The following is an 18,539-nucleotide window of genomic DNA, read 5'->3' as shown; positions in this document are numbered from 1 at the left end:
TCACGCCTCCCCTCGGTGGTGCAGCTCGTCGTTGAGCAGCTCGATGGCCCGGACCGGGCGGTCGGGGTCGCCCTCCGCGGCGGGCAGTTCGGCCCAGAACTTCGGAAGCTCGTCGCGGAGGGCCCTGATGGTGTCGCTGCGGAACTCGTAACGGCCGCGGACCTTCCGCAGCACCTTCATCGCCAGCGCGTGGTCCGCGGCCTCCCGGACGGTTCCCCCGGCGTCGACAACCACGGGGACGAACCACGAGAGCTGCTTGACGCCCCGCGGCCCGGTGGAGATCCGGAAGTCCCGCCGCAGCCTGTCGCCCAGGTCGCCGCCCAGGAGGGCGCGCACCAGATGGGCGGACCGCTCGTGCCGTTTCCGTGCCGCGGCGAAGGCCCGGTTCAGCGCTTTGAACGAGAACGGCGGGAACGGCTCGGTCCGCTCGTACTCGAAGTGTTCCGGTTGCGCGGGCAGCTCGATGACGTTGGACCGGTCAAGCGTCTTCTCCGCGAAGCCCACCGTGGTCTCGTCCTGATTGGCCGTGCCGATGAACCAGACGTTCCGCGGCAGGGGCAGTCTGATCCCGTCGACCAGCCCGCGCGGCGCCGGCTCGACCCTCGCCGTCATCAGGTCGAGCCCGATCTGCCCGCCGGCCGTCCGCGACCTGAGCTCGAGCACGTGCAGCACATCGCTGAAGTACTGCTCGGGGTGGGACAGGTTCATCTCGTCGAGGACGATGAGGAACGGCTGGGACCGGTGCTCCGGGCAGTTGGCCCGGTAGAGCGCCTTGGTGAACTTCGACTCGTGGAACCGTCGTTCGAAGGCGTTGTAGTAGCCGGTCAGGTCCTGCGGTGTGCGCCAGTCGGCGCCGACCGGCACGGTCTCGGCATGCGCCTGCAGGGCCTTGGCGAACGCCAGCGGAAGTTGCGTCTTGCCGATGCCGCTGGCGCCCTGCAGCAGGTGCAGGCGGGTGGCGGCGAGCCCGGCGAGGAAGATCCGCAGGTCGGACTCCGCGTAGAACAGCCTCTCCTGCTGGGCGATGACGTGCCGCAGCCGGTGGACGAACTCGTCGATCGGCGGCAGCTCGTCCACCAGATCGTCGCGTTCCCCGGCGTGGAGCGCGTCCATCTCGGCGCACGCGGGGAAGGGAGACTCGCTCTCCTTGCTCCGCCTGAGCCCTTCGGCGTTCTCCTTCAGCCGGGCGACCTCGTCCTTGTAGGCCTCGACGTTGGCGGCCAGCGCCTGCTTGACCAGCTCCTGCCGCTCCAGCTCCATCGCGGTGATCTGGTACGCGGAGAGCTGCCGCTGCAGGCCGGAGTTCTCCTGCATGAAGAAGGCGTGGTCCTCCTGCCAGCGCTGCTCGGCCTCGCGCAGCCGGTTCAGCTCGGCCTTGACCTCGGCGGGCGGCCGGTGGCCGCGAAGAGTGGTGTTCTCCTCCTGCAGCCGCTGAAGGTCCGCGACGACGTGTTCGGGCTCGCGGCCACCGAGCGCCAGGCGCAGCCGTTCATGACCGGCCAGCCGCTGCTCCAGCAGCTTGTAGTCCGCGACCATGTCGTCGTGTCGTCGCTGCAGCGCCTGGAGCCTCAGCCGGTCCTGCTCGGCGAGCTGCTCGGCGGACCGTTCGATCCGCTGCTCGACGAGCTGCCTGGAATCCTCGAGGTCCTCTCGCTCGATCTTCAGGCGCCGTTCCTCGGCGCGCAGCTCGCCGCGCTTCTCGTCGAGTCGCGCACCTTCCCTGTCGAGTTCGGCGCGGGCGTCGGCCAGCGCGGCGCGGACGGCGGCCCCGGCCCTGCTCCGAGCCTCCTCCTCCTGCCGCGCCGCCCGCAGTTCGAGCTCGGCCAGGCGTTCCTCGCGCTCACCGCACTCGACCAGCCGCAGGCGCAGTTCCTCGGTCATCCTGGCGATCCTGGCGGCCCCCTCCGCCTCGCGGCCGGCGATGCCGCGTTCCCGTTCGTCGAGTTCGCACCCGCGTTCACCGATCGCCTTCTCGGCTGCCCGCAGTTCGTGCCGCGCGTCCTCAAGGTCCTGTTCGGCCTTCTCGAGCGCGTGTCGCGCGTTCTCGGCCCGGCCGGTGGCGGCCTCGTACGCCCTCTTGACCTGGTCGATCTGCCGCCACAGCCTGTCGACGGCGAGGTAGTCGGCGTCGGCGGGCGGTTCGGCCGGCTCCGGCAGGTTCTCGGCACCGCCCACCGCTTCGGCCGCCTCGGCGGTCACCTTGGGCAGGGCTTCGGCCAGTTCCCTCCGGTTGACCGGCCCGGCGGGTCTGCGGGTGGTGTTCGCCCTGCCGCCGGCCACCGTCCCCATGCGCTGTGCCTGCGCCTTCGACCCTCTGCCCTTGCCCATTCAGTGCCCCTTCGTGAAGTCTTTCGAGCCGTACGGGTGCTGTGCGGCCCGTGAGTGCTGCCGATGTGTGCGTCCCGGGTGCCGCCGGCCGGCGTGCCGGTCACGAGACGGGAGGGAGCTCCAACAGCTCCGAGGCCGCCTGCTCCCCGAGTTCCTTGCACCACTTCAGGTCTTCGGCGACGGACTGCCTTCCGAGCCGGTGCAGCTGGCCGTTGCGCATCTGGCGCAGCTGGTCGTAACCGAAGAGCACGTCGCTCCGGTGTGCGATCATGCGGCGCATCGGGTGGTCGTCCCGCGCCTCTGCGCTGATCAGGGTGGCCGCGATGAGCACCCCGATCTTCGTTCCGTCCGGCGGCCTCGGTTCGCCGGCCAGCTCTCCGAGGGTGTCCGACCCGGTGTTCAGCACGGAGTAGGGGACCTCGAAGGCCCCGATCCGTTCGGCGGCCTTCCTGATCGTCTCCTTGGCCACCGGCGCGGTCCACAGCGGATCGGGGCCGTCACGCCGGCGACGCCGCCGCTCCGCCGCCCGCCTCCGGAGCGGCTCGGCGTGGTGCGCCGGCATCGGGTACGCGATCGTCAGCCGGTGGAACAGTTCCTCGAAAAGCGAGAACGCCGCCCACACCGCCATGCGCAGCGCCTGATCGGTCTCGCCGTCGTAGGACGCGGTCCGCAGGTCGACGAGTTTCTCCAGCACACCGGCGTCCTCGCGGACCCTTGCGCCGAACTCCATGACCAGCTCCGCCTTGGCCTGCGCGCGGGCCCGCTTGGTGGCACCCTTCAGATCCGCGCCGACCGCCTCTCCCTGTGCCTTGAACAGCCGGTCCAGCCGTTCCGCCAGTTCCGGGCGGCTGGTGGCCCAGTGCTCGACAAGCCGGCCGAACATCGCGTTGGTGGTGACGCCGAACGGGTCGTGTGCGACCCAGCCCTCGCCGGGCAGGTCGGGTCCGGCGGCCTCGATCACGCCGAGGATCTCGACCGGCTCCGGTTCTCCGATGAGGGCGACACGGGCGAGTTCGGCGAGCGGCTCTCCGGTGGCGACGCGGCCGCCGTAGACCGTCTGCTCCTCCTCCATGTCCTGGAGTGCGGCCAGGTGGTGTTTACGCGCGAATTCCTGGGAGCGGGCGTTGATCCGGGCCATCCGGTCGCGGCGCACGACTTCCATGATCTGTTCCGGGTGCGGCGTTCCGGGACGTTCGCCGTCGGCCCCCATACGCAGCGCCGGCACCTTGGCGGGCCGCCCGGCCGTCCCGAGATCCATGACCACGTCGTCGGCCTCCCGGTGGACGACGTACACGTCCGGCAGCCGCTCGGCGGTGCGCGGCCACAGGTCTCCGGTCGCCGGGTCGTGGAAGACGTAGCGCACCGCCCACTCGGTGTCCTCGTCGACGGCGCCGGTGCGCAGCGCCACCCGTCCCCGCTCGGTGGGCTCGCCGCCGCGGTCCAGCAGGTCGTCGCGCTTGGCGGTGTCGATGATGTACGCGCACAGCCGCGCGTGCAGCCCTGTCAGCTCGCTCACCCCCTGGGGGGTGCGCACGCCGGTCTCGCACAGTCCGAGGACGACCCGCTGGAAGAGATCGAGACCTCTACGCGGGACGAGAGGGGCGGTGACCCGGTAGGCCCAGGCGGGGACGGTGACATGGATCCGCCTGTCCTTGTCCTGGCGGATCAGCGGGCCGTCACCGATGAACGACAGGAACCTGGGGTTACGAAACGAACCGGCCATGGTCTCCTCCCTCACGGCACAGCAGCAGGAAGTCGGTGAGCGGCGCCACCCCGTCCGGTGCGCGCGGTTTCTCGAACATGGCCGCGTCACCGACCACCACCAGCAGCCGGCGCTGCCGGCTCATCGCCACGCAGAGCCGGTTGGTCAACGTGAGGTGGCCGTAACGGCGGCCCACCCAGCGCCGGTGCATCGCCGGATCCGCGGGCGGGGTGTCGTCGCCGGGGGGCGCCGATCTGGTGGCGGAGAGCAGGACGATGTCGAACTGCTTGCCCTGGAAGGAGTCGACACTGCCGATGTGCAGCCGGTTCAGCGGCCTGCCCCGGCTGTCGTGGCGATACCGTTCGGCCGCCTCGTAGTGCCCCTTGTCGTTGCGGGCGGCCACGCCGAGGCGCTGCAGGGCGTCGCCGATCTCCTGCACCTGACGGGTGTAGAACGACATGACTCCGATCCTGAGGTCCGGGGCGGCCTCGAGCAGCGCGGGAATCCGCTTCACCAGCCAGTCCCTCTCGGCGGGGCGATGGGTGCTGCGGGTCCGGAACTCGCCGCCCCTGTCGGCGGGGACGTCCGCCCACACGGCGACCGCCTCGCCGTACTCCGGCAGGCCGTGCGCGAAGCCCTCGGTGCCGCGCGGAGACCCCAGGGTGTTCCTGTAGAAGTTGCGGCTGACGAAATCGCCCAGGACGCTGTGCATCCGGAACTGCGCGTTGAGGGTGACGACCCGCCGGACCGGCGAGCCCTTGTTGTCGTGCGCGCGGAACAGCCGTTCGAAGAGGCTCTGCCGCAACACCTCCTGGGTCGACCCGTCCTGCCGCACGAGCGCCCGTTCGACGTCGGGCTCCAGCAGGGGCGGGAGCTGGAGATGGTCCCCGACCAGAACGATGCGGCGGGCCGCCAGCGCCATGGGGATCATCAGGTCGAGGGGGTTGGCGCGGGCCGCCTCGTCGATGACGACGGTGTCGAAGACGACGTCCTCGTCGGTGTCCACCTGCTTGGCCTCGACCACCTTCTGGGAGGCAGCCTGCTGGCAGGTCGTGGCGTACGAGGCGGTGTAGGCCCGCAGCGTCCACTCGACGGCCAGCGGGTCACCCTGCAGGGCCTCGTAATAGTCGGCCAGGGCCAGCGTCGCCCCCATGTCGGGGGTGCGGCGCAGAGACTCCTCCATCTCCGCCACGGCCTGGTTGAGCAGGTCGTTGACCGCCGGATCGGCGGCGCGCACCGGCTCGGGCCCGGCCTGCGGCAGCAAGCGGTCGATCAGGCGGTCGCGCAGCGCGACCAGGTCCTCCTGCGGCACCGGCGGGTGATCGGGATCGCTGTCCGCGACCCGTTCGAGAAGCGTGAGATCCGCCGCGGGGGGACCGCCGTCCGCGTCACCGTCCGCGGTCGTGATCGCGCGTAGCCGGCGCAGCGCCTTGGCCGCCGCCTGCGGGCCGTCGTCGGCGAAGGCCTCCGGCGTCGTACGCAGGGCGCGTACGGCCATCAGCGCGAGTTCGTGGGTTTCGTCCACCGGCCCGTTCCACCCGCCCGGCGGTGCGGCCGCCAGGGTGATCCGCAGCTCGTCGCAGGCCGCCCGCAGGCGCTCGGCCAGCGCGACGGTGATGTGCGCGCGGGTCCGCTCGTGCACCTCCTCCAGCAGTTCCACGGTGCCGTCGGGAGCCGGTGGCGTGAGCCAGTAGCCGGCGACGAGGCCGCTGAGCCGGCGCAGCGTCAGCACCGCCTCGCCCGGCTCGCCCAGTCGCTCGGGGAGGTGCGCGGCCGCCGTGTCCCGCAGCCGGTCGCGGAGCACGGCCGCGCCCCGGTCGGCTCGGTCGATCTTGTTGGCCGGGATCCCGAAGACCATGGACCGCTCCGCCATCTCCTCGACGGCGGCGTGCTGGAAGCTGGTCAGCAGGATGCTGCCGCGCACGTGGGCGTACGACCTGCCGGACTCGGCCAGCCGGGTCTGGATCGCCGATATGACCTCCGTCTTCCCGGTGCCCGGCGGCCCCTGGATGATCGCGATGTCCGGGGTGTTGAGCGCCACGTCGATCGCCTGCTGCTGGCGCTCGGTCGGGGTGCCGCCGAAGATGGCCCAGGTCGCCTCGGAGCGTGGCTCGATCCGCTCCGAGGGATTCGCCACGACCTGCTCGCCTTCAAGGAGTGCGAGCAGGTTGGGGATGTTTGTCCCTCCGCGCAGGATTCGTTCGTACGCCGTCCTGCGCCGGGCCAGTTGCCTGCGGTCGCCGCGGAACGAGCGGAACAGGAATCCCCCATGTTCCGGCTGGACGGTCTCGTCGCCGCCGACTCCCGCCGGGCCGCGGCGCTGCAACTCGGTCCGCCTGATGTCGATCGTGCCGTCGGCGACGTCCACCGCGACGACGGTGCCGCTGAACAGATGCTTCTCAAGCCGCTGCTGGACCACCTCCCAGTCGTCGGCCTCGGCGGCCTCCTCGTCGGTGCCGGGGTCGGTGCCGGGGTCGGTGCCGGGGTTGGCCAGCACGGGCGGCAACCGCTTGGACGCCTCCAGTTCCAGGGTGTCGCCGTCCTTGAGCGCCTGCCGTGCCTGCTCCAGCAGGGAGCGCCGGTGGCCCGTGGGGTCGTCGGTGGCGACGACCTCGAACCGGTAGACCTCGCCCGCGAGCCGACTCCAGCTCCGGTAGGTGACGTGCCCCGTCTCCTCCACCCGCCGCAGCAGATGGCGCGCCTCCAGCCGGTTGTACTGGTTCCACAGCGCCAGGAGGCCCTTGCCCTCGGTGAGCCGTTCGATCCATCGCTCCATGTCGGCGCGCATCTGGGCGACATGGGAGACGTCCGCGAAGTCGACGCCCGTGGTGACGAGCCGCAGACGCCGGCCCAGGTCGGCGTTGGCGGTACGCCTGATCCGCTGCATGCGGAGGCGGCCGTCCCTGGTCCGGATGTCGGCGACGAAGCCCCTGCCGTGGAGGCGGTAGCCGGTCGGCGCGCCGTGCTCCCCGACCGCCGTCGAGATGATCACACGTCCGGGCGTGCCCGCCGGCGCGCGCGGCACCGCGGGCAGCAGGAAGCACTCTCTCAGCCAGCCGATCGTCCGATCGGTCTGCGTCGCGTAGGCCTGGCTACCCTCCCACCTGGCCACCGTCCTCGCGATGTCGTGGTCGACGGCGATCTCCTGCGCCGGCAGCGTCCCGCCCGCGTCGTACCGGTAGAACGTCACTCCGAGCCGTGCCGTCCGGGACCTTCCCCTGGTCAGTTCGCGCGACTCCACAACGATCGCGACATAGTGCGCTCCGCCGCGTCTGACCGACTCCAGCTTCTCCCCGTCCTCGCGCTGCGTGGGCGCCACCGGAGCCTCCGCGGCGTGCGTCCGGGCGAAGGTCCGGCGGTCCGGCGCCCACCACAGCCTTATCTCGTCGCCGGGCCTCGGGCGGTCACCGCTCTGCCAGTCGAGCCAGACGAGGGCTTCGGCGCCCGGCAGCGGAGCCGTCTGCGCCCGCTTCACGACCGGGCCGCCGATCGCCGTACGCGGGCGAACCGCAGCATCCGGTGCGGGCTTCCCGGCGGGCCGAACCGGATGATCCAGCGCGGCGCGGCCTGATCCGCGGGCACTGCCAGTTCGTCCGAGGGTTCGATGACCAGGCCCTCGTCCTGGTCGACCGCCGATGTCAGCCAGACAGGCACCGGCCCCGGGTTCCTGATCGTCAGCCGGTGTCCCGGCTGCCAGTACAGCCATGCCACCGGGGTGGTGTCGTACTCCACCCCGTCCATGCGCGAGGTGCGCCCGGTGATCGGGAGCCATGCCCCCGGCGGTACCGCCAGCGTCTCACCGGCGGGCGCGGGCTTCGGCATCCCCGAGCGGACGAATTCCACCACGGCGACGAGGGGGTCGGGGGCCTGGAGGCCGCACCAGGGACAGGCGGGCGCCCGCATGTCGACCGACTGCGGGCAACCGGCGCAGGCCAGGGTCAGATCGGCGGCCGAGCGCAGCGCCGTACGCCACTCGGCGACCGTGGGGCGCGCCCTGACGTCGCTCAGCCCGTCCTGGAACGCCCGGCGGGCGAGCTCGCCCAGCTTCGGCGTCAGCAACCGCCCGCGCGGCAGGCCGTACCGCGTGCGGTTCGACGGGTCGTCCGGGTGGTCGATCCACGGCAGTTTTCCGCTGTAGGCGTGTTCGAGAATTCTCTCGTCGCCTTCCAGGACGGCGTCGCCGATGAACGGATGCGTCAGGGTGAGGACCTCGAAGGCGATCACGGCGAAGGCGTAGGCGTCGGTGGCACCGGTCACCCCGGACCGTCCATCCAGCACCTCGGGCGCCGCATACCCCGGGGTCGCGACGGTGTCCGGCACGACGGACTCCGACCGCACGAAGTCGACGTCGACCAGGCGGACCTCCTCGTGCCGCGAGGTGTCGGAGACCATCACGTTGCCCGGGGAAGGGTCGGCGTAGACGACGCCCTTGGCGTGCAGCGCGGCGAAGGCGTCCGCGGCGCGGCTCAGCAGCCGGAGCCGGCGCCGCAGTCCTCCCGTTTCGGCGTACCAGTCGAGCAGGTCACGGTCGCGGGGCGTTGACACCAGCGTCTCGACCGCGACCATGTCGCCGAGGAGTTCCATCGAGTACCCGACGTGCGGTGCGGCCAGCATGGCCAGCGGGCGGGCGATCGGCACGCCGCCGAGATCGAGCCGCCTGATCACACCGATCCGGCTGCGCAGCCGCTGCGCGACCCGGGGCGTCCGGGCATGCATCAGCTTGACCGCCACCCTTCCCTCCGAGGCCCACACCTCGGCCTGGCCTCCCGCCCCGATCCGGCGCAGCAGCGGAAGCGGCCGTCCCTGCTCGTCGCGGACGACCGGACGCCCGGCGTCGTTCATGCCAGGAACTCGTCGAGTTCGTCGAAATCGATCTCCGCGGAGGACTGCCGGCCCACGCGTGCCTGCCGGCTGACGCTCATGGTGAGCCAGGAGAAGTAGCGGCTCAGAAGATGCACCTGGTCGGCGCGTTGCGGTTCGATCGACGGGTCGGCGATGAACGCGCGCAACACCTGGAAGTCGTCGTCGTCCATGTCCTGGCCGATGCCGACGGCCAGCCTGATCGCCTTGCCTCCGCGCGGCGAGGCGAGCAACCTCCGAAGCGGCTCCTCCCACTCGTCGGTCGGTTTTCCGTCGGACACGAGGATCAGCGTCGGCATGAACGCGTTCCGCGGGATCACCTTCTCATCGGCGAGCAGCTCCGTGAGCAGGTCGAGCGCGGCGCCGAGGGGGGTGCGGCCGCCGGCTCGGAGATCGCTCCACTCCAGGTCGGCGGCGGGAACAGGAGGTTGGTGCAGTACCGCGCCCTGCCAGCCGAAGGCCACGACGCCGACCTGGATCTCGCCCCGGACGGGCCGCTCGGCGGCGAAGCTCCGGATCATCGTGGCGATGGACTCGTTGAGCGTCTCGAGCTTGCGCAGCTGCGTCATGCTGCCGCTGACGTCGGCGAGCACGATGACGGGCAGGGCCCGGGGCGGGGCGGCGCTGGGACGTGAGAGAGGCACATCGGGGGGTGTTGCCTGAGCCAAGGTTACCTCGCCAATTCATGTTGATCAGCTGAAAAAGCAGAGCCTTACAGGCTGTCGACGTTCATACGGAAAGTCAAGATCTAATCAATAGATAAAAACGGACATCATCCCTGCAATCCGACTTTCTTTTAGTTTTGTCGCATAAGCCTCGGCCAATACGTGACCGCGAGTGGTCGATAGCCGGCATGTCACCCACGAGATCCAAGCGCCCTGCTCGGCAGGCGGCGCGCGTCCCCGGCTCGACCGGCTCGACCGGTCCGTACGGCACGGCGGCACGGACGGCTCGCACGCCACTCCGCCCCCGCGAATCAGCCGACAGGCCACTTCCACTCCTGCCGACAGCCGCCCGGCAAGCATTACGAAAGCGGCCTGCAACTCGAAATGCCTACAAAGGTAGATAGAAGCGGAAGGATCTTCATTTTCTCACCCCGAAGTTCTTTCCTGCCGTCCGGTGATCCTCGACTCCACCCGCAGGTGGGGCGGACCGATCAGGACCGACCCGAAGGAGAGAACATGAACGGCGAGAAGCCGATGGGAACGGCGAGGACAGGCGGTGCCCGGCGCCGATGGGCCGGGGCCGTGGTGGCGCTGGCCACCGCGGCGGCGGCCACGGCGGGCCTCGGTGCCGGTCCCGCCTTCGCCGACATACCGAACGGCGCGGCGAACACGTCCGGCGCCAGGACCCTCGCCGCGGCTCCCGGCTCCGCGTCCGGCGCCCTGTCCGGTCCCCCGTCCGGCGCCCTGTCCGGCGCCACGGCTCCCGGCCCCGCGTCCGACGCCCGCCTGGAACGTTTCATCAGGAAGGCGCCGAAGTGGAGACGGTGCGGCCTGTTCAGATGCGCGACCCTCACCGTGCCCGTCGACTACGCCGATCCCGGCAACGGCAGGACCTTCACCCTTCCCCTGATCAAGGCCCCGGCGAGCAGGCCCGACCAGCGGATCGGGACGCTCGTCGCCGCGGCCGGAGGGCCGGGACAGTCCGGCACCTGGATGGTGCGCACCTTCCACGAGACCTGGCCCGCGCAGATCCGCGAGCGCTTCGACGTCGTCGGCTTCGACCCCCGCGGGGTGGGCGGCAGCAGGCCCGCCATCGACTGCAGCCTGCGGGCGGGCGACAAACCCATCGGGAAGCCCCGCGCCGACCTGCCGCTGGTCGGTGAGGTCGCGCCGTACTACCGGCTCGTCGTCCAGGCCTGCGCCCGTGGCACCGGCAAGGACGTCCTGCCCCACGTCGGCACCGCCAACGTCGTCACCGACCTGGAGCTGCTGCGCGCGGCGCTGCGCCAGGACACGATCAGCTTCCTCGGCTACTCCTACGGCACGAACATCGGCCAGCGCTACGCCGACCGCTTCCCGCGCCGCGTCCGCGCCATGGTGCTCGACGGCATCGACACCGCGCACCTGAACTGGGACACCGACTCCCTCCACGGCGCCAGGGCCCACACCGCGGCGCTGCACTCCTTCGCCCGCGCGTGCGCCCGCGATCCCCGGATGGCCTGCCCGGCCGGCAGCGCGAAGGGCGTTCTCGCCGCCATCGACAAGGTGATCGCGCGGGCGAAGGCCACGCCCCTGCGCGGGGGCAGGTACGACCTCGACGCCGACACCGTGAGAGCGGTGATCGGCGGCACCCTCATCGACCCCTCCTCCTGGCGGGAGCTGTCCACCGCGCTGGGCGCGGCGGCCGACGGGGACGGAGCCCCGCTCGCGGACCTGCGGGTCCGGCTCGGCGCCCCCTCGGTGTCCCTGCCCGTCGACGAGGTGACGAGCGTGGTCAGCTGCCTCGACCGTCCCCATTCCAGGGACCTGAGGGACTACGAACGGCTCGCAGGGCAGATCCGCCGCATCGACCGTCTCTCCGACGGCACCAACCTGACCTGCGCCTTCCTGCCCTCACCCGCGGTCGCGCCCACCCCCGCCCGCGCCAGGGGCGCCGGGCCCATCGTGCTGATCAGCCACACCCGGGACGCGCGCACCCCGTACCGCTGGGCCAGGGAGGTCGCCGGGAACATGCCCTCGGCCGTGCTGCTGACCTACGACGCCGACGGGCACACCGTCTACGCCACCGGCGTCTCCTCCTGTGTCGACGACACCGTCACCCGCTACCTCGTCGACCTGACCCCGCCCAGGAACGGAGCGCGCTGCACCCGGTGAGCGGGAACGCGGCGGACCCGGGATCGTGCGCGGTGGCGCCGGAGGGACTCAGCGCTTCCTGCCGGTGAGCCTGCCCGTGGACAGGGTGGCCTCGGCACCGTAGAAGCGGCCGACGCGCTCGACCTCCCTCTCCAGCTCCCTGGTCCGGCCGGAGTCGAGCTCGACGAACGACTCCAGCCTGATCTCGACCTTGCCGCCCTTCTCCCTGCGTTCCCACATCCCGGAGACGACCCCGTCGACCAGCATGATCTGGTGGGCGACCGCGCCCTCGTACCTGCCCCGGCCGTGTTCGAAGACGCGCGCGGCGGTGTCCTTGGGCACGACGACCTCCTTGGGACCGCTGCCGAGGACGTACGCCTCGTACTGCGGCAGCAGCCGGAGGCAGCCCGGGCCGGACGGCCAGTGGCCGTCGTCGGCGGCCAGGACGTACGCCTCGCGCCCCTCGACCTCGACCCGGGCGACCTCGTCGCCGAGCGACTCCAGCGCCTCGCGCGCCTCGGGCGGCCTGAGCGCGAACCAGCGGGCCAGGTCCTGGTGGGTGGCGGGGCCGTACGCGCGCAGGTAGCGGCGCACGATCTCCATCGCCGACTCCTCCGGGTCGGGCTGGTCCCCGACCTCGGTCTTCAGCCCCGCCCACCGGTCGGGCCTGACGTAGGTCACCTTGGCGCCCCGTACCGGCCCGAAGCAGAGCACGCCGAGGTAGGCGACGGGACGCAGCAGCTCGCCCCAGTTGGAGGCGAGCCTGTCCCTGGCCCACGCGCCGACGCGCCCGGAGACCTCCCCGGCCAGCTCCTCGCGGGTCAGGCACTCGCCGTCCAGCGCCTCGCGGACCGCGTCGACGAACGCCGCGCCCTGCTTGGCGGTGAGCCCGTGGTAGGCGTGCCAGCCGCCCTTGGCGCGCCAGTAGGGCTTCCAGCGCATCGCCGCCATCCACAGCGCCAGCTCGTCGGCGGCGTGCACGTGCAGGGTGCCGCGCAGGCTGTACGTCTTGACGAGGCGCTTGCTGTCGTACAGCTCCGCGCGGACCCGCTCCCGCGTGGCGTCCTTCACCCGCGACCCGATGGCCAGCTCGGCCGCGGCGGCGACCTGCGACTGCACCCCGCACACGTCGCGCACGGGTTCGCGCGGGTCGCCGGAGACGGGTTTCACGAGATGGTGGCGGGCCAGCCGCCGCGCGTGGACCTGATCCCAGGTGAGTGGATTCATGGTCCCCGCCTCTACCCCGTGGGGTGGAGGCGAACCCGGACGCCTGCGGCCCGCCCCCACCCGGTCACGCGCGCCCGTCGCCGCGCGTCCGGACCGTCCGGGACGGGCCGGCCGGGACGGGCCGGCCGGGACGGGCCGGCCGGGAGAGGGGACAGCCGGGAGGGGACAGCCGGGGGCCGGTTCCGGCGGATTCCGCCTCAGCCGGGGAGGACCGAGAGGCCGGACCGGGCGACGATGGCCTGGAGCGCGGCGACGTGGCCGGCGTAGGCCGCACGCCCCTCGCGGGTGAGGCTGAACCACGTTCTCGGGCGCTTGCCGACGTGCCCCTTGCGAATCTTCACGTAACCGGCCGCCTCCAGGGCGCTCGCGTGCTTGGACAGCACCGAGTCGCTGACGCCCAGGTTGTCGCGGACGAAGGCGAACTCTGCCTCGTCGGCGGCGGCCAGCAGCGAGACGATCTGCAGCCGGGTCGGCGCGTGGATCGCCGGGTCGAGTCGCGGGGTCATCGCTTCGCCATCTCCGCCCGCCTCGCGGTCCGCCCGGACATCCACCTGGCCAGCAGCGGCGAGGTGATCGCCACGATCGCAGTCATGATCACACCCATGAGGGTGCGCGGGTAGGCGAGGCCCAGATCCGTGAACCACAACGCCAGCGGGGCGGACGCGACGACCGTGACGAGCACCCAGCCGGTGAAGCCGGCCCATGCCCACGGGTCCACCACCGAGGAGTGCGGGCGCAGCTTCGCGTCCCTGACGTCTCTCACGAACTTGAGAACGGCGAGGACGAGAGCGGCCGACAGGGCCGGCACGGCGATCCCGATCCACCAGGCGGGCGGGATCTCGGTGACGAACTGGATGCCGGTGACGAAGGCCCACACCGCCACCGGATACCAGGCGGGGAACATCGGCGGCGCGGCGCGCAACACCTTTCGCTGCGTCTCGTGGACCTGGGCCAGCGTCCGCGCGGCCTCTTCGGGGGTGATGTCCATGCCCGCTCCTTCTGTTTTCCTATCTGGAAAGTACTTTCTCCTTTCCGTACCGTCAAGTACTTTCCGGGACCGGTCAGCCCGTGTCGAGACCGCTCAGGAAGGTGAGGGACTCCTCGGAGGGGCTGCCGGGCTCGGCCTGCAGGAGGAGGAGCCGCTGCCCGGAGGCATGACCGACGTCGTAGGTGGTGCCGGTCACGTCCAGCTCGCCCACCATGGCGTGCCGGACGCCCTGGGGCGTGCAGATCAGGTCACCGGCGTCCCGGCGGGCCCAGAGCTTGCGGAACTCCTCGCTCTTCAGCGACAGCTCGCCGACGAGCTCGGCGAGGTAGGGGTGTTCCAGGTCCGCGGCGGCCACGAGGTGCAGCCACGCGACCCGTGCCCTGGCCAGCCGCTCCCAGTCGAGGTAGAAGGTCTGCGCCGCGGGGTCGAGGAAGATCATGCGCAGTAGGTTGTCGCGGTAGTCCATGCCGTCGTACAGCACGGCGCCCGGCCGGTTCGTCGCGAGCACGTCCAGGAAGCGCCCGCACACGAGCGCGGGGGTGGTCGGCCAACTCCCGATCAGCGTGATGAGCCCGGGGCTGACCGTTTCCGTGGCGCCGCCGCGCCGGATCGGGCACCGCCGCGCCAGCTCGTACAGGTGCCGGGAGGCGTCCGGCCCAAGGTCGAGCACCCGGGCCAGCGCGTCGAGCACCCGCCCCGACGGGTGCCGTTCGCGCCCCTCCTCCAGCCTCGCGTAGAAATCGGTGCTGACACCGGCCAGCATCGCCACCTCCTCGCGGCGCAGCCCCGGCCCCCGCCGGGAGCCGGAGTCCGGCAGCCCCACCTGGCGAGGAGAGGCGGCCTCACGCCGTTCGCGAAGAAAGTCGCCCAGCAGGCAGATCTCGTCCATAAAATCACCGTATTTCGGAAATGTGAGGTTAAGGTGACCGGGTAACTACCACCCATCCAGGCCCCGCCCCGCCCCGCCGGCGGACGGCGCCGTCGCCGTGCGCACCGGCGCCGCCGGGGAACGGCTCATCCCGTTCGGGCGGACGGAAGGGCGTCGCGCGCGGGAAGGCGCAGGACGAAGCGCGCGCCCTGCTCGCTGTCCTCGACGGTCAGCGCGCCTCCGTGGGCTTCGGCGATCTCCCTGGCGATCGCGAGCCCCAGCCCGGTCCCTCCCGCGTCCCGGTTGCGCGCGGCGTCCAGCCGGGCGAAGCGGTCGAAGACCGTCTCCCGGTGTTCGGCGGGGATCCCGGCGCCGTCGTCGGCGACTTCCAGGATCACCGACGCCCCCTCGACCCGAACGCTCACGGTGATCCGCGAGGTGGCGTGGCGTTCGGCGTTGTCGAGCAGATTGCCCAGCAGCCGGGTGATCCGCAGCCGGTCGCACTCGATGTGGGCGTTCTCCGCCAGGTCCTCGACGATCTTGTGCCGGCACGGCCGGCGACTCAGCTCGGCGCCGACCAGCCGGCGCAGATCGGTTGGATCGCGGCGCAGGAGGGGGCGCGCGTCCAGGTTGGTCAGGGTCAGCAGGTCGGCCGCGGTCACCTGGAGCAGATCCACCCCGGCGAGCACGGCGTGGGTCATCTCAGGCCAGTCGGTGTCCTTCGGGTGCAGCAGCGCCCCCTCCAGATGGGTGCGCATGGCGGTGATCGGGGTGCGCAGCTCGTGGGAGGCGTCCGCGGTGAAGCGCCGCAGCCGGGTGTAGGCGCTTTCGAGACGGTCCAGGGTGTCGTTCACGGTTTCCGCCAGGAGCCTGATCTCCTGGTAGTCCGCGGGGACCGGGACCCGCCGGTCGAGGGCGGTGAGGGTGATCTCGCCGAGTTCGGCCCGGATCGCGTTCACCGGGGCCGTGGCCTTGGTGAGGTCGCGGAAGGACCACACCGTCATCAGGGTGGTCACGGCCAGGGACGCGCCGACGACCAGCAGGAGGTCCGCGGGCGCGCCGTACCAGGGCACCTGCGGGGTCGCCACGTAGAGCAGCCAGACCCCCTGCGGCTGGTAGACCTTGTAGGAGGTGACGGCCATGCAGCCTTCCAGCCCCCGCGGCGGGCACAGCATCCGGGTGGCGCGCACGTTCCGGTCGTCGGCACGGAAGGTCGCGATCGGCGGCCTGCCGGCGAGTTCGGGGGTCGACGCCACCACCCGGCCGTGGGCGTCCAGCACCTGGATCGCCTCGACCTCGCCCTTGGGCAGGACGGGCGGGAGCGGGCCCTGCCGGATGAGGGGGACCACCCGGTTCCAGGCGTCCGTGACGTGAGCCTGGGCGAAATCCGTCTCCCTGCCGCCGGTGAACAGCAGGAAGAGCAGGCCGACGCCGACGCACACACACGCCGCGACGACGGCGGTCGCCACCGTCCTGCGGGCCCGGAGCGACGGCAGGTACCGGCTCAGCATGACGCCCTCCCGGAGACCGGGCGCCCGCTCCCCGCGTCGGAGCGCCGCGCGGGACGGCCGGAGACGGGATCGCGTTCGCGGGCTCTCCGGCAGAGCACGGCGAGCGCGCGCGCCGAGGGGCTGCCGGGGGCGGCCTGGATGGTGACCAGTTGCTGGCCGGGCGCCTCGGCGACGGAGAACATGTCGCAGTCGGCCGTCAGCTCCCCGACGAGCTCGTGGCGGAAGCACACGACGTGACTGATCTCTTTCCGTACGTCGTGCCGGGCCCACAGGCGGCGGAAGTCGCCGCTGCGGCCGGACAGCTCGTCGACCAGCTCGGCCAGGCGGGGGTCGTCGAGGTCCCTGCCGGCGGTGGCGCGCAGGTGGGCGACCGCGTCGTGCGCGGTGGACTCCCAGTCGGGGTAGAACGTCCGCGCGGCGGCGTCGAGGAAGATCGTGCCGAGTACGTTGTCGCCCACCTCCAGCCCCGCGTGCAGTCCCTGCCCGTAGAAGGCCGCGGCCAGCGGGTTGACGGCCAGCACGTCCATGAACCGGCTCATCACGAAGGCCGGTGTCTGCCAGGTGTGCATCAGCCGGATCAGGTGCGGGCTGACCCGCGCCGCGGCGCCGGCCGGCACGCGTGGCCCCCGGTGGACCGGCATGTCCGTGCGCGCCAGCGCGTACAGGTGCGCCGTGGCGTCCGCGCCGAGGCCGAACACCTCCGCGAGGGCGCCGATCACCTGGTCGGACGGGTGGCGTTCGCGTCCCTGTTCCAGGCGGATGTAGTAGTTGGTGCTGACTTCGGCCAGCATCGCGACCTCCTCCCGTCGCAGACCCGGCGTCCGGCGAAGTCCGGTGTCCGGTAGTCCGACCTGGCCGGGAGTGGTGATCGCGCGCCGGGCGCGCAGGAACTCGCCAAGCAGGCTTTCGCTCGCCATTGGGGAAGCATATGTCCGACTTATCCGATTTGCCTGGGTGTGTTACTACCAGCCAATCCGTCCCGGGAAGCGGCGCGGCGAGCGGGACGGGCGCGCCCGGCGAGGACACCGGTCCGCTCGCATCGCTCGTGACCTGGCCCCGGGTGGGGCGGGTGCCTGGGAGTGCCACGGTCAGCCTGGGCGAGCGATCCCAATTTATGGTGACGAGCATGAACGGCAGCAGGTATCTCAGCGATCTCCTCCGGGCCCGGTCCTGGGCGCTCGCCCTCCCCCCGGCCGGAAGCACCGGCTCTCACGGGCGACAGCGGGCCGGCCCGCGCCGGCTGCTCGCGCGGCCACAGCGATCCGAACGCAGCCACCCGTCCGCACCTCGCCGGCCGCGGACCCACGTCCCGCCGGAGAGAGCATGACCATCATCCGCCGTCCCCGATCCATCCGCGGGCGTTACACCGCGGCCACGTCCCTGCTGGTACTGATCATCCTGGCCGGGCTCAGCGTGAGCGTCTGTCACGTCCTGGGTTCCGGCACCCGCACCCAGGCCGGGCAGGCGACCGGCCCGGCCGTTCCCGGCCTGCCCGGGGGGTACGGGCTCGAATGCCTCATGGCCCTCCTCGTCCTGATCCTGACCACCGGCACGGGCGCCGCCACCTGGTGGCTCCTCGGCCGCGCGCTGCGTCCCATCCAGGCCGTCCGCGCCCATCTGGACAAGGTCACCGTGAACGATCTCGGCCGCCGCATGCCGGTCCCGCCGGGAGACGACGAGATCGCCGAGCCGGCCCGTACCGCCAACCACACCCTCGCCCGTCTCGACGAGGCCGTCGCCCGGCAGCGCGGCTTCGTCGCCACCACCTCCCGCGAGCTGCGCAACCCGATCACCGGATTGCGCGCCGAACTCGAGGACGCCCTTGATCATCCCGAGGACACCGACTTCCACCACACCTTGCGTACGGCGCTGACCATCGCCGACCGCCTCGACACCATCATCAACGGCCTGCTCTCCCAGGCCCGCACGGAGGCCGCCCGCGGCACGAGCTCCCCGGCCTCGCCGAGGTCCTCACCCGGGAAGGCGTCCGCCGGCGCGTCCTCGAACGCCTCACCCACCCCGACGACGCCCGTCGCCTCGGTGGCGGCGACCTCGGCGATCACCCGCGACGCCGCCCACCGGCACCGCGGCGGCCTCGCCCTTGAGGACTCCCCCGCCGGCGCCCGCCTCGTTCCGCGCACCCCGCGACCCGGCCCTCCGGCCGCCTCTCCCCCGCGAACCGGTACGCCCCGACATCACGCCGAAGCGGTCCGCGGCGAGCCGGGCGGGCCACCCGGCGGAAGGTGACGGCCCCGAG

Annotated in this window: 13 protein-coding genes; 2 read left to right on the top strand and 11 right to left on the bottom strand. The window is 71.9% G+C overall.

Annotated elements, in window-relative coordinates; translation table 11 throughout:
* The 5 genes from AB0F88_RS30415 to AB0F88_RS30395 form a co-directional block, all read right to left on the bottom strand.
* Positions 1–2,328, bottom strand: a complete 2,328-nt coding sequence (locus tag AB0F88_RS30415; protein WP_362691639.1) for an AAA family ATPase — start codon at positions 2,326–2,328, stop codon at positions 1–3.
* A gap of 100 nt (positions 2,329–2,428) precedes the next feature.
* Complete coding sequence (locus AB0F88_RS30410; protein ID WP_362691636.1) at positions 2,429–4,051, bottom strand: hypothetical protein; 1,623 nt, start codon at positions 4,049–4,051, stop codon at positions 2,429–2,431.
* Positions 4,032–7,505, bottom strand: coding sequence for an AAA domain-containing protein (locus AB0F88_RS30405; protein ID WP_362691633.1), 3,474 nt, complete (start codon positions 7,503–7,505; stop codon positions 4,032–4,034). Before AB0F88_RS30405 ends, AB0F88_RS30410 begins: the two co-directional genes overlap by 20 nt.
* Positions 7,502–8,872, bottom strand: coding sequence for a hypothetical protein (locus tag AB0F88_RS30400; RefSeq protein ID WP_362691630.1), 1,371 nt, complete (start codon positions 8,870–8,872; stop codon positions 7,502–7,504). The genes AB0F88_RS30405 and AB0F88_RS30400 overlap by 4 nt, the downstream gene beginning before the upstream one ends.
* Positions 8,869–9,534: a VWA domain-containing protein gene (locus AB0F88_RS30395; RefSeq protein WP_362691627.1), complete on the bottom strand. Its 666-nt coding sequence runs from the start codon at positions 9,532–9,534 to the stop codon at positions 8,869–8,871. Before AB0F88_RS30395 ends, AB0F88_RS30400 begins: the two co-directional genes overlap by 4 nt.
* 537 nt (positions 9,535–10,071) lie before the next feature.
* Here AB0F88_RS30395 and AB0F88_RS30390 point away from each other — a divergent pair.
* Positions 10,072–11,709 carry an alpha/beta hydrolase gene (locus tag AB0F88_RS30390; protein WP_362691624.1) on the top strand — a complete coding sequence of 546 codons (1,638 nt, stop codon included), beginning with the start codon at positions 10,072–10,074 and terminating at the stop codon, positions 11,707–11,709.
* Between the two features lie 48 nt (positions 11,710–11,757).
* Here the strand turns inward: AB0F88_RS30390 and AB0F88_RS30385 are convergent, their stop codons facing one another.
* The 6 genes from AB0F88_RS30385 to AB0F88_RS30360 all read right to left on the bottom strand — a co-directional run bounded on the left by AB0F88_RS30385 (position 11,758) and on the right by AB0F88_RS30360 (position 17,199).
* On the bottom strand, positions 11,758–12,915 hold the full coding sequence (locus AB0F88_RS30385) for a winged helix DNA-binding domain-containing protein (protein WP_362691621.1): 1,158 nt from the start codon (positions 12,913–12,915) through the stop codon (positions 11,758–11,760).
* A gap of 197 nt (positions 12,916–13,112) precedes the next feature.
* Positions 13,113–13,421 (bottom strand): transcriptional regulator, encoded by a 309-nt coding sequence (locus AB0F88_RS30380; protein ID WP_362691618.1) that lies wholly within the window; start codon positions 13,419–13,421, stop codon positions 13,113–13,115.
* Positions 13,418–13,903: a hypothetical protein gene (locus tag AB0F88_RS30375; protein ID WP_362691615.1), complete on the bottom strand. Its 486-nt coding sequence runs from the start codon at positions 13,901–13,903 to the stop codon at positions 13,418–13,420. Before AB0F88_RS30375 ends, AB0F88_RS30380 begins: the two co-directional genes overlap by 4 nt.
* A 73-nt stretch (positions 13,904–13,976) precedes the next feature.
* Entirely contained in the window at positions 13,977–14,792 is an 816-nt protein-coding gene (locus tag AB0F88_RS30370) for a helix-turn-helix transcriptional regulator (protein ID WP_362691612.1), read from the bottom strand.
* 125 nt (positions 14,793–14,917) lie between these two features.
* Entirely contained in the window at positions 14,918–16,282 is a 1,365-nt protein-coding gene (locus AB0F88_RS30365) for a HAMP domain-containing sensor histidine kinase (RefSeq protein WP_362691609.1), read from the bottom strand.
* Positions 16,276–17,199 (bottom strand): helix-turn-helix transcriptional regulator, encoded by a 924-nt coding sequence (locus tag AB0F88_RS30360; protein WP_362691606.1) that lies wholly within the window; start codon positions 17,197–17,199, stop codon positions 16,276–16,278. Before AB0F88_RS30360 ends, AB0F88_RS30365 begins: the two co-directional genes overlap by 7 nt.
* A 406-nt stretch (positions 17,200–17,605) precedes the next feature.
* Between AB0F88_RS30360 and AB0F88_RS30355 the strand changes: the two genes are divergently transcribed.
* Positions 17,606–18,529, top strand: a complete 924-nt coding sequence (locus AB0F88_RS30355) for a histidine kinase dimerization/phospho-acceptor domain-containing protein (protein WP_362691603.1) — start codon at positions 17,606–17,608, stop codon at positions 18,527–18,529.
* Positions 18,530–18,539 lie beyond the last annotated feature (10 nt).

This window comes from Streptosporangium sp. NPDC023963, from assembly GCF_040639135.1.
GTDB lineage: Bacteria > Actinomycetota > Actinomycetes > Streptosporangiales > Streptosporangiaceae > Streptosporangium.
The sequence above is the reverse complement of the archived record's forward strand: the minus strand, read 5'-3'. Positions and strand labels throughout refer to the sequence as shown.

Excerpts from the sequence above, each read along its gene's own strand:
- AB0F88_RS30365 (WP_362691609.1), bottom strand. The coding sequence starts at position 16,282 with ATGCTGAGCCGGTACCTGCCGTCGCTCCGGGCCCGCAGGACGGTGGCG.
- AB0F88_RS30370 (WP_362691612.1), bottom strand. The coding sequence starts at position 14,792 with ATGGACGAGATCTGCCTGCTGGGCGACTTTCTTCGCGAACGGCGTGAG.
- AB0F88_RS30355 (WP_362691603.1), top strand. The coding sequence starts at position 17,606 with ATGACCATCATCCGCCGTCCCCGATCCATCCGCGGGCGTTACACCGCG.
- AB0F88_RS30415 (WP_362691639.1), bottom strand. The coding sequence starts at position 2,328 with ATGGGCAAGGGCAGAGGGTCGAAGGCGCAGGCACAGCGCATGGGGACG.
- AB0F88_RS30390 (WP_362691624.1), top strand. The coding sequence starts at position 10,072 with ATGAACGGCGAGAAGCCGATGGGAACGGCGAGGACAGGCGGTGCCCGG.
- AB0F88_RS30380 (WP_362691618.1), bottom strand. The coding sequence starts at position 13,421 with ATGACCCCGCGACTCGACCCGGCGATCCACGCGCCGACCCGGCTGCAG.
- AB0F88_RS30410 (WP_362691636.1), bottom strand. The coding sequence starts at position 4,051 with ATGGCCGGTTCGTTTCGTAACCCCAGGTTCCTGTCGTTCATCGGTGAC.
- AB0F88_RS30385 (WP_362691621.1), bottom strand. The coding sequence starts at position 12,915 with ATGAATCCACTCACCTGGGATCAGGTCCACGCGCGGCGGCTGGCCCGC.
- AB0F88_RS30375 (WP_362691615.1), bottom strand. The coding sequence starts at position 13,903 with ATGGACATCACCCCCGAAGAGGCCGCGCGGACGCTGGCCCAGGTCCAC.
- AB0F88_RS30400 (WP_362691630.1), bottom strand. The coding sequence starts at position 8,872 with ATGAACGACGCCGGGCGTCCGGTCGTCCGCGACGAGCAGGGACGGCCG.
- AB0F88_RS30360 (WP_362691606.1), bottom strand. The coding sequence starts at position 17,199 with ATGGCGAGCGAAAGCCTGCTTGGCGAGTTCCTGCGCGCCCGGCGCGCG.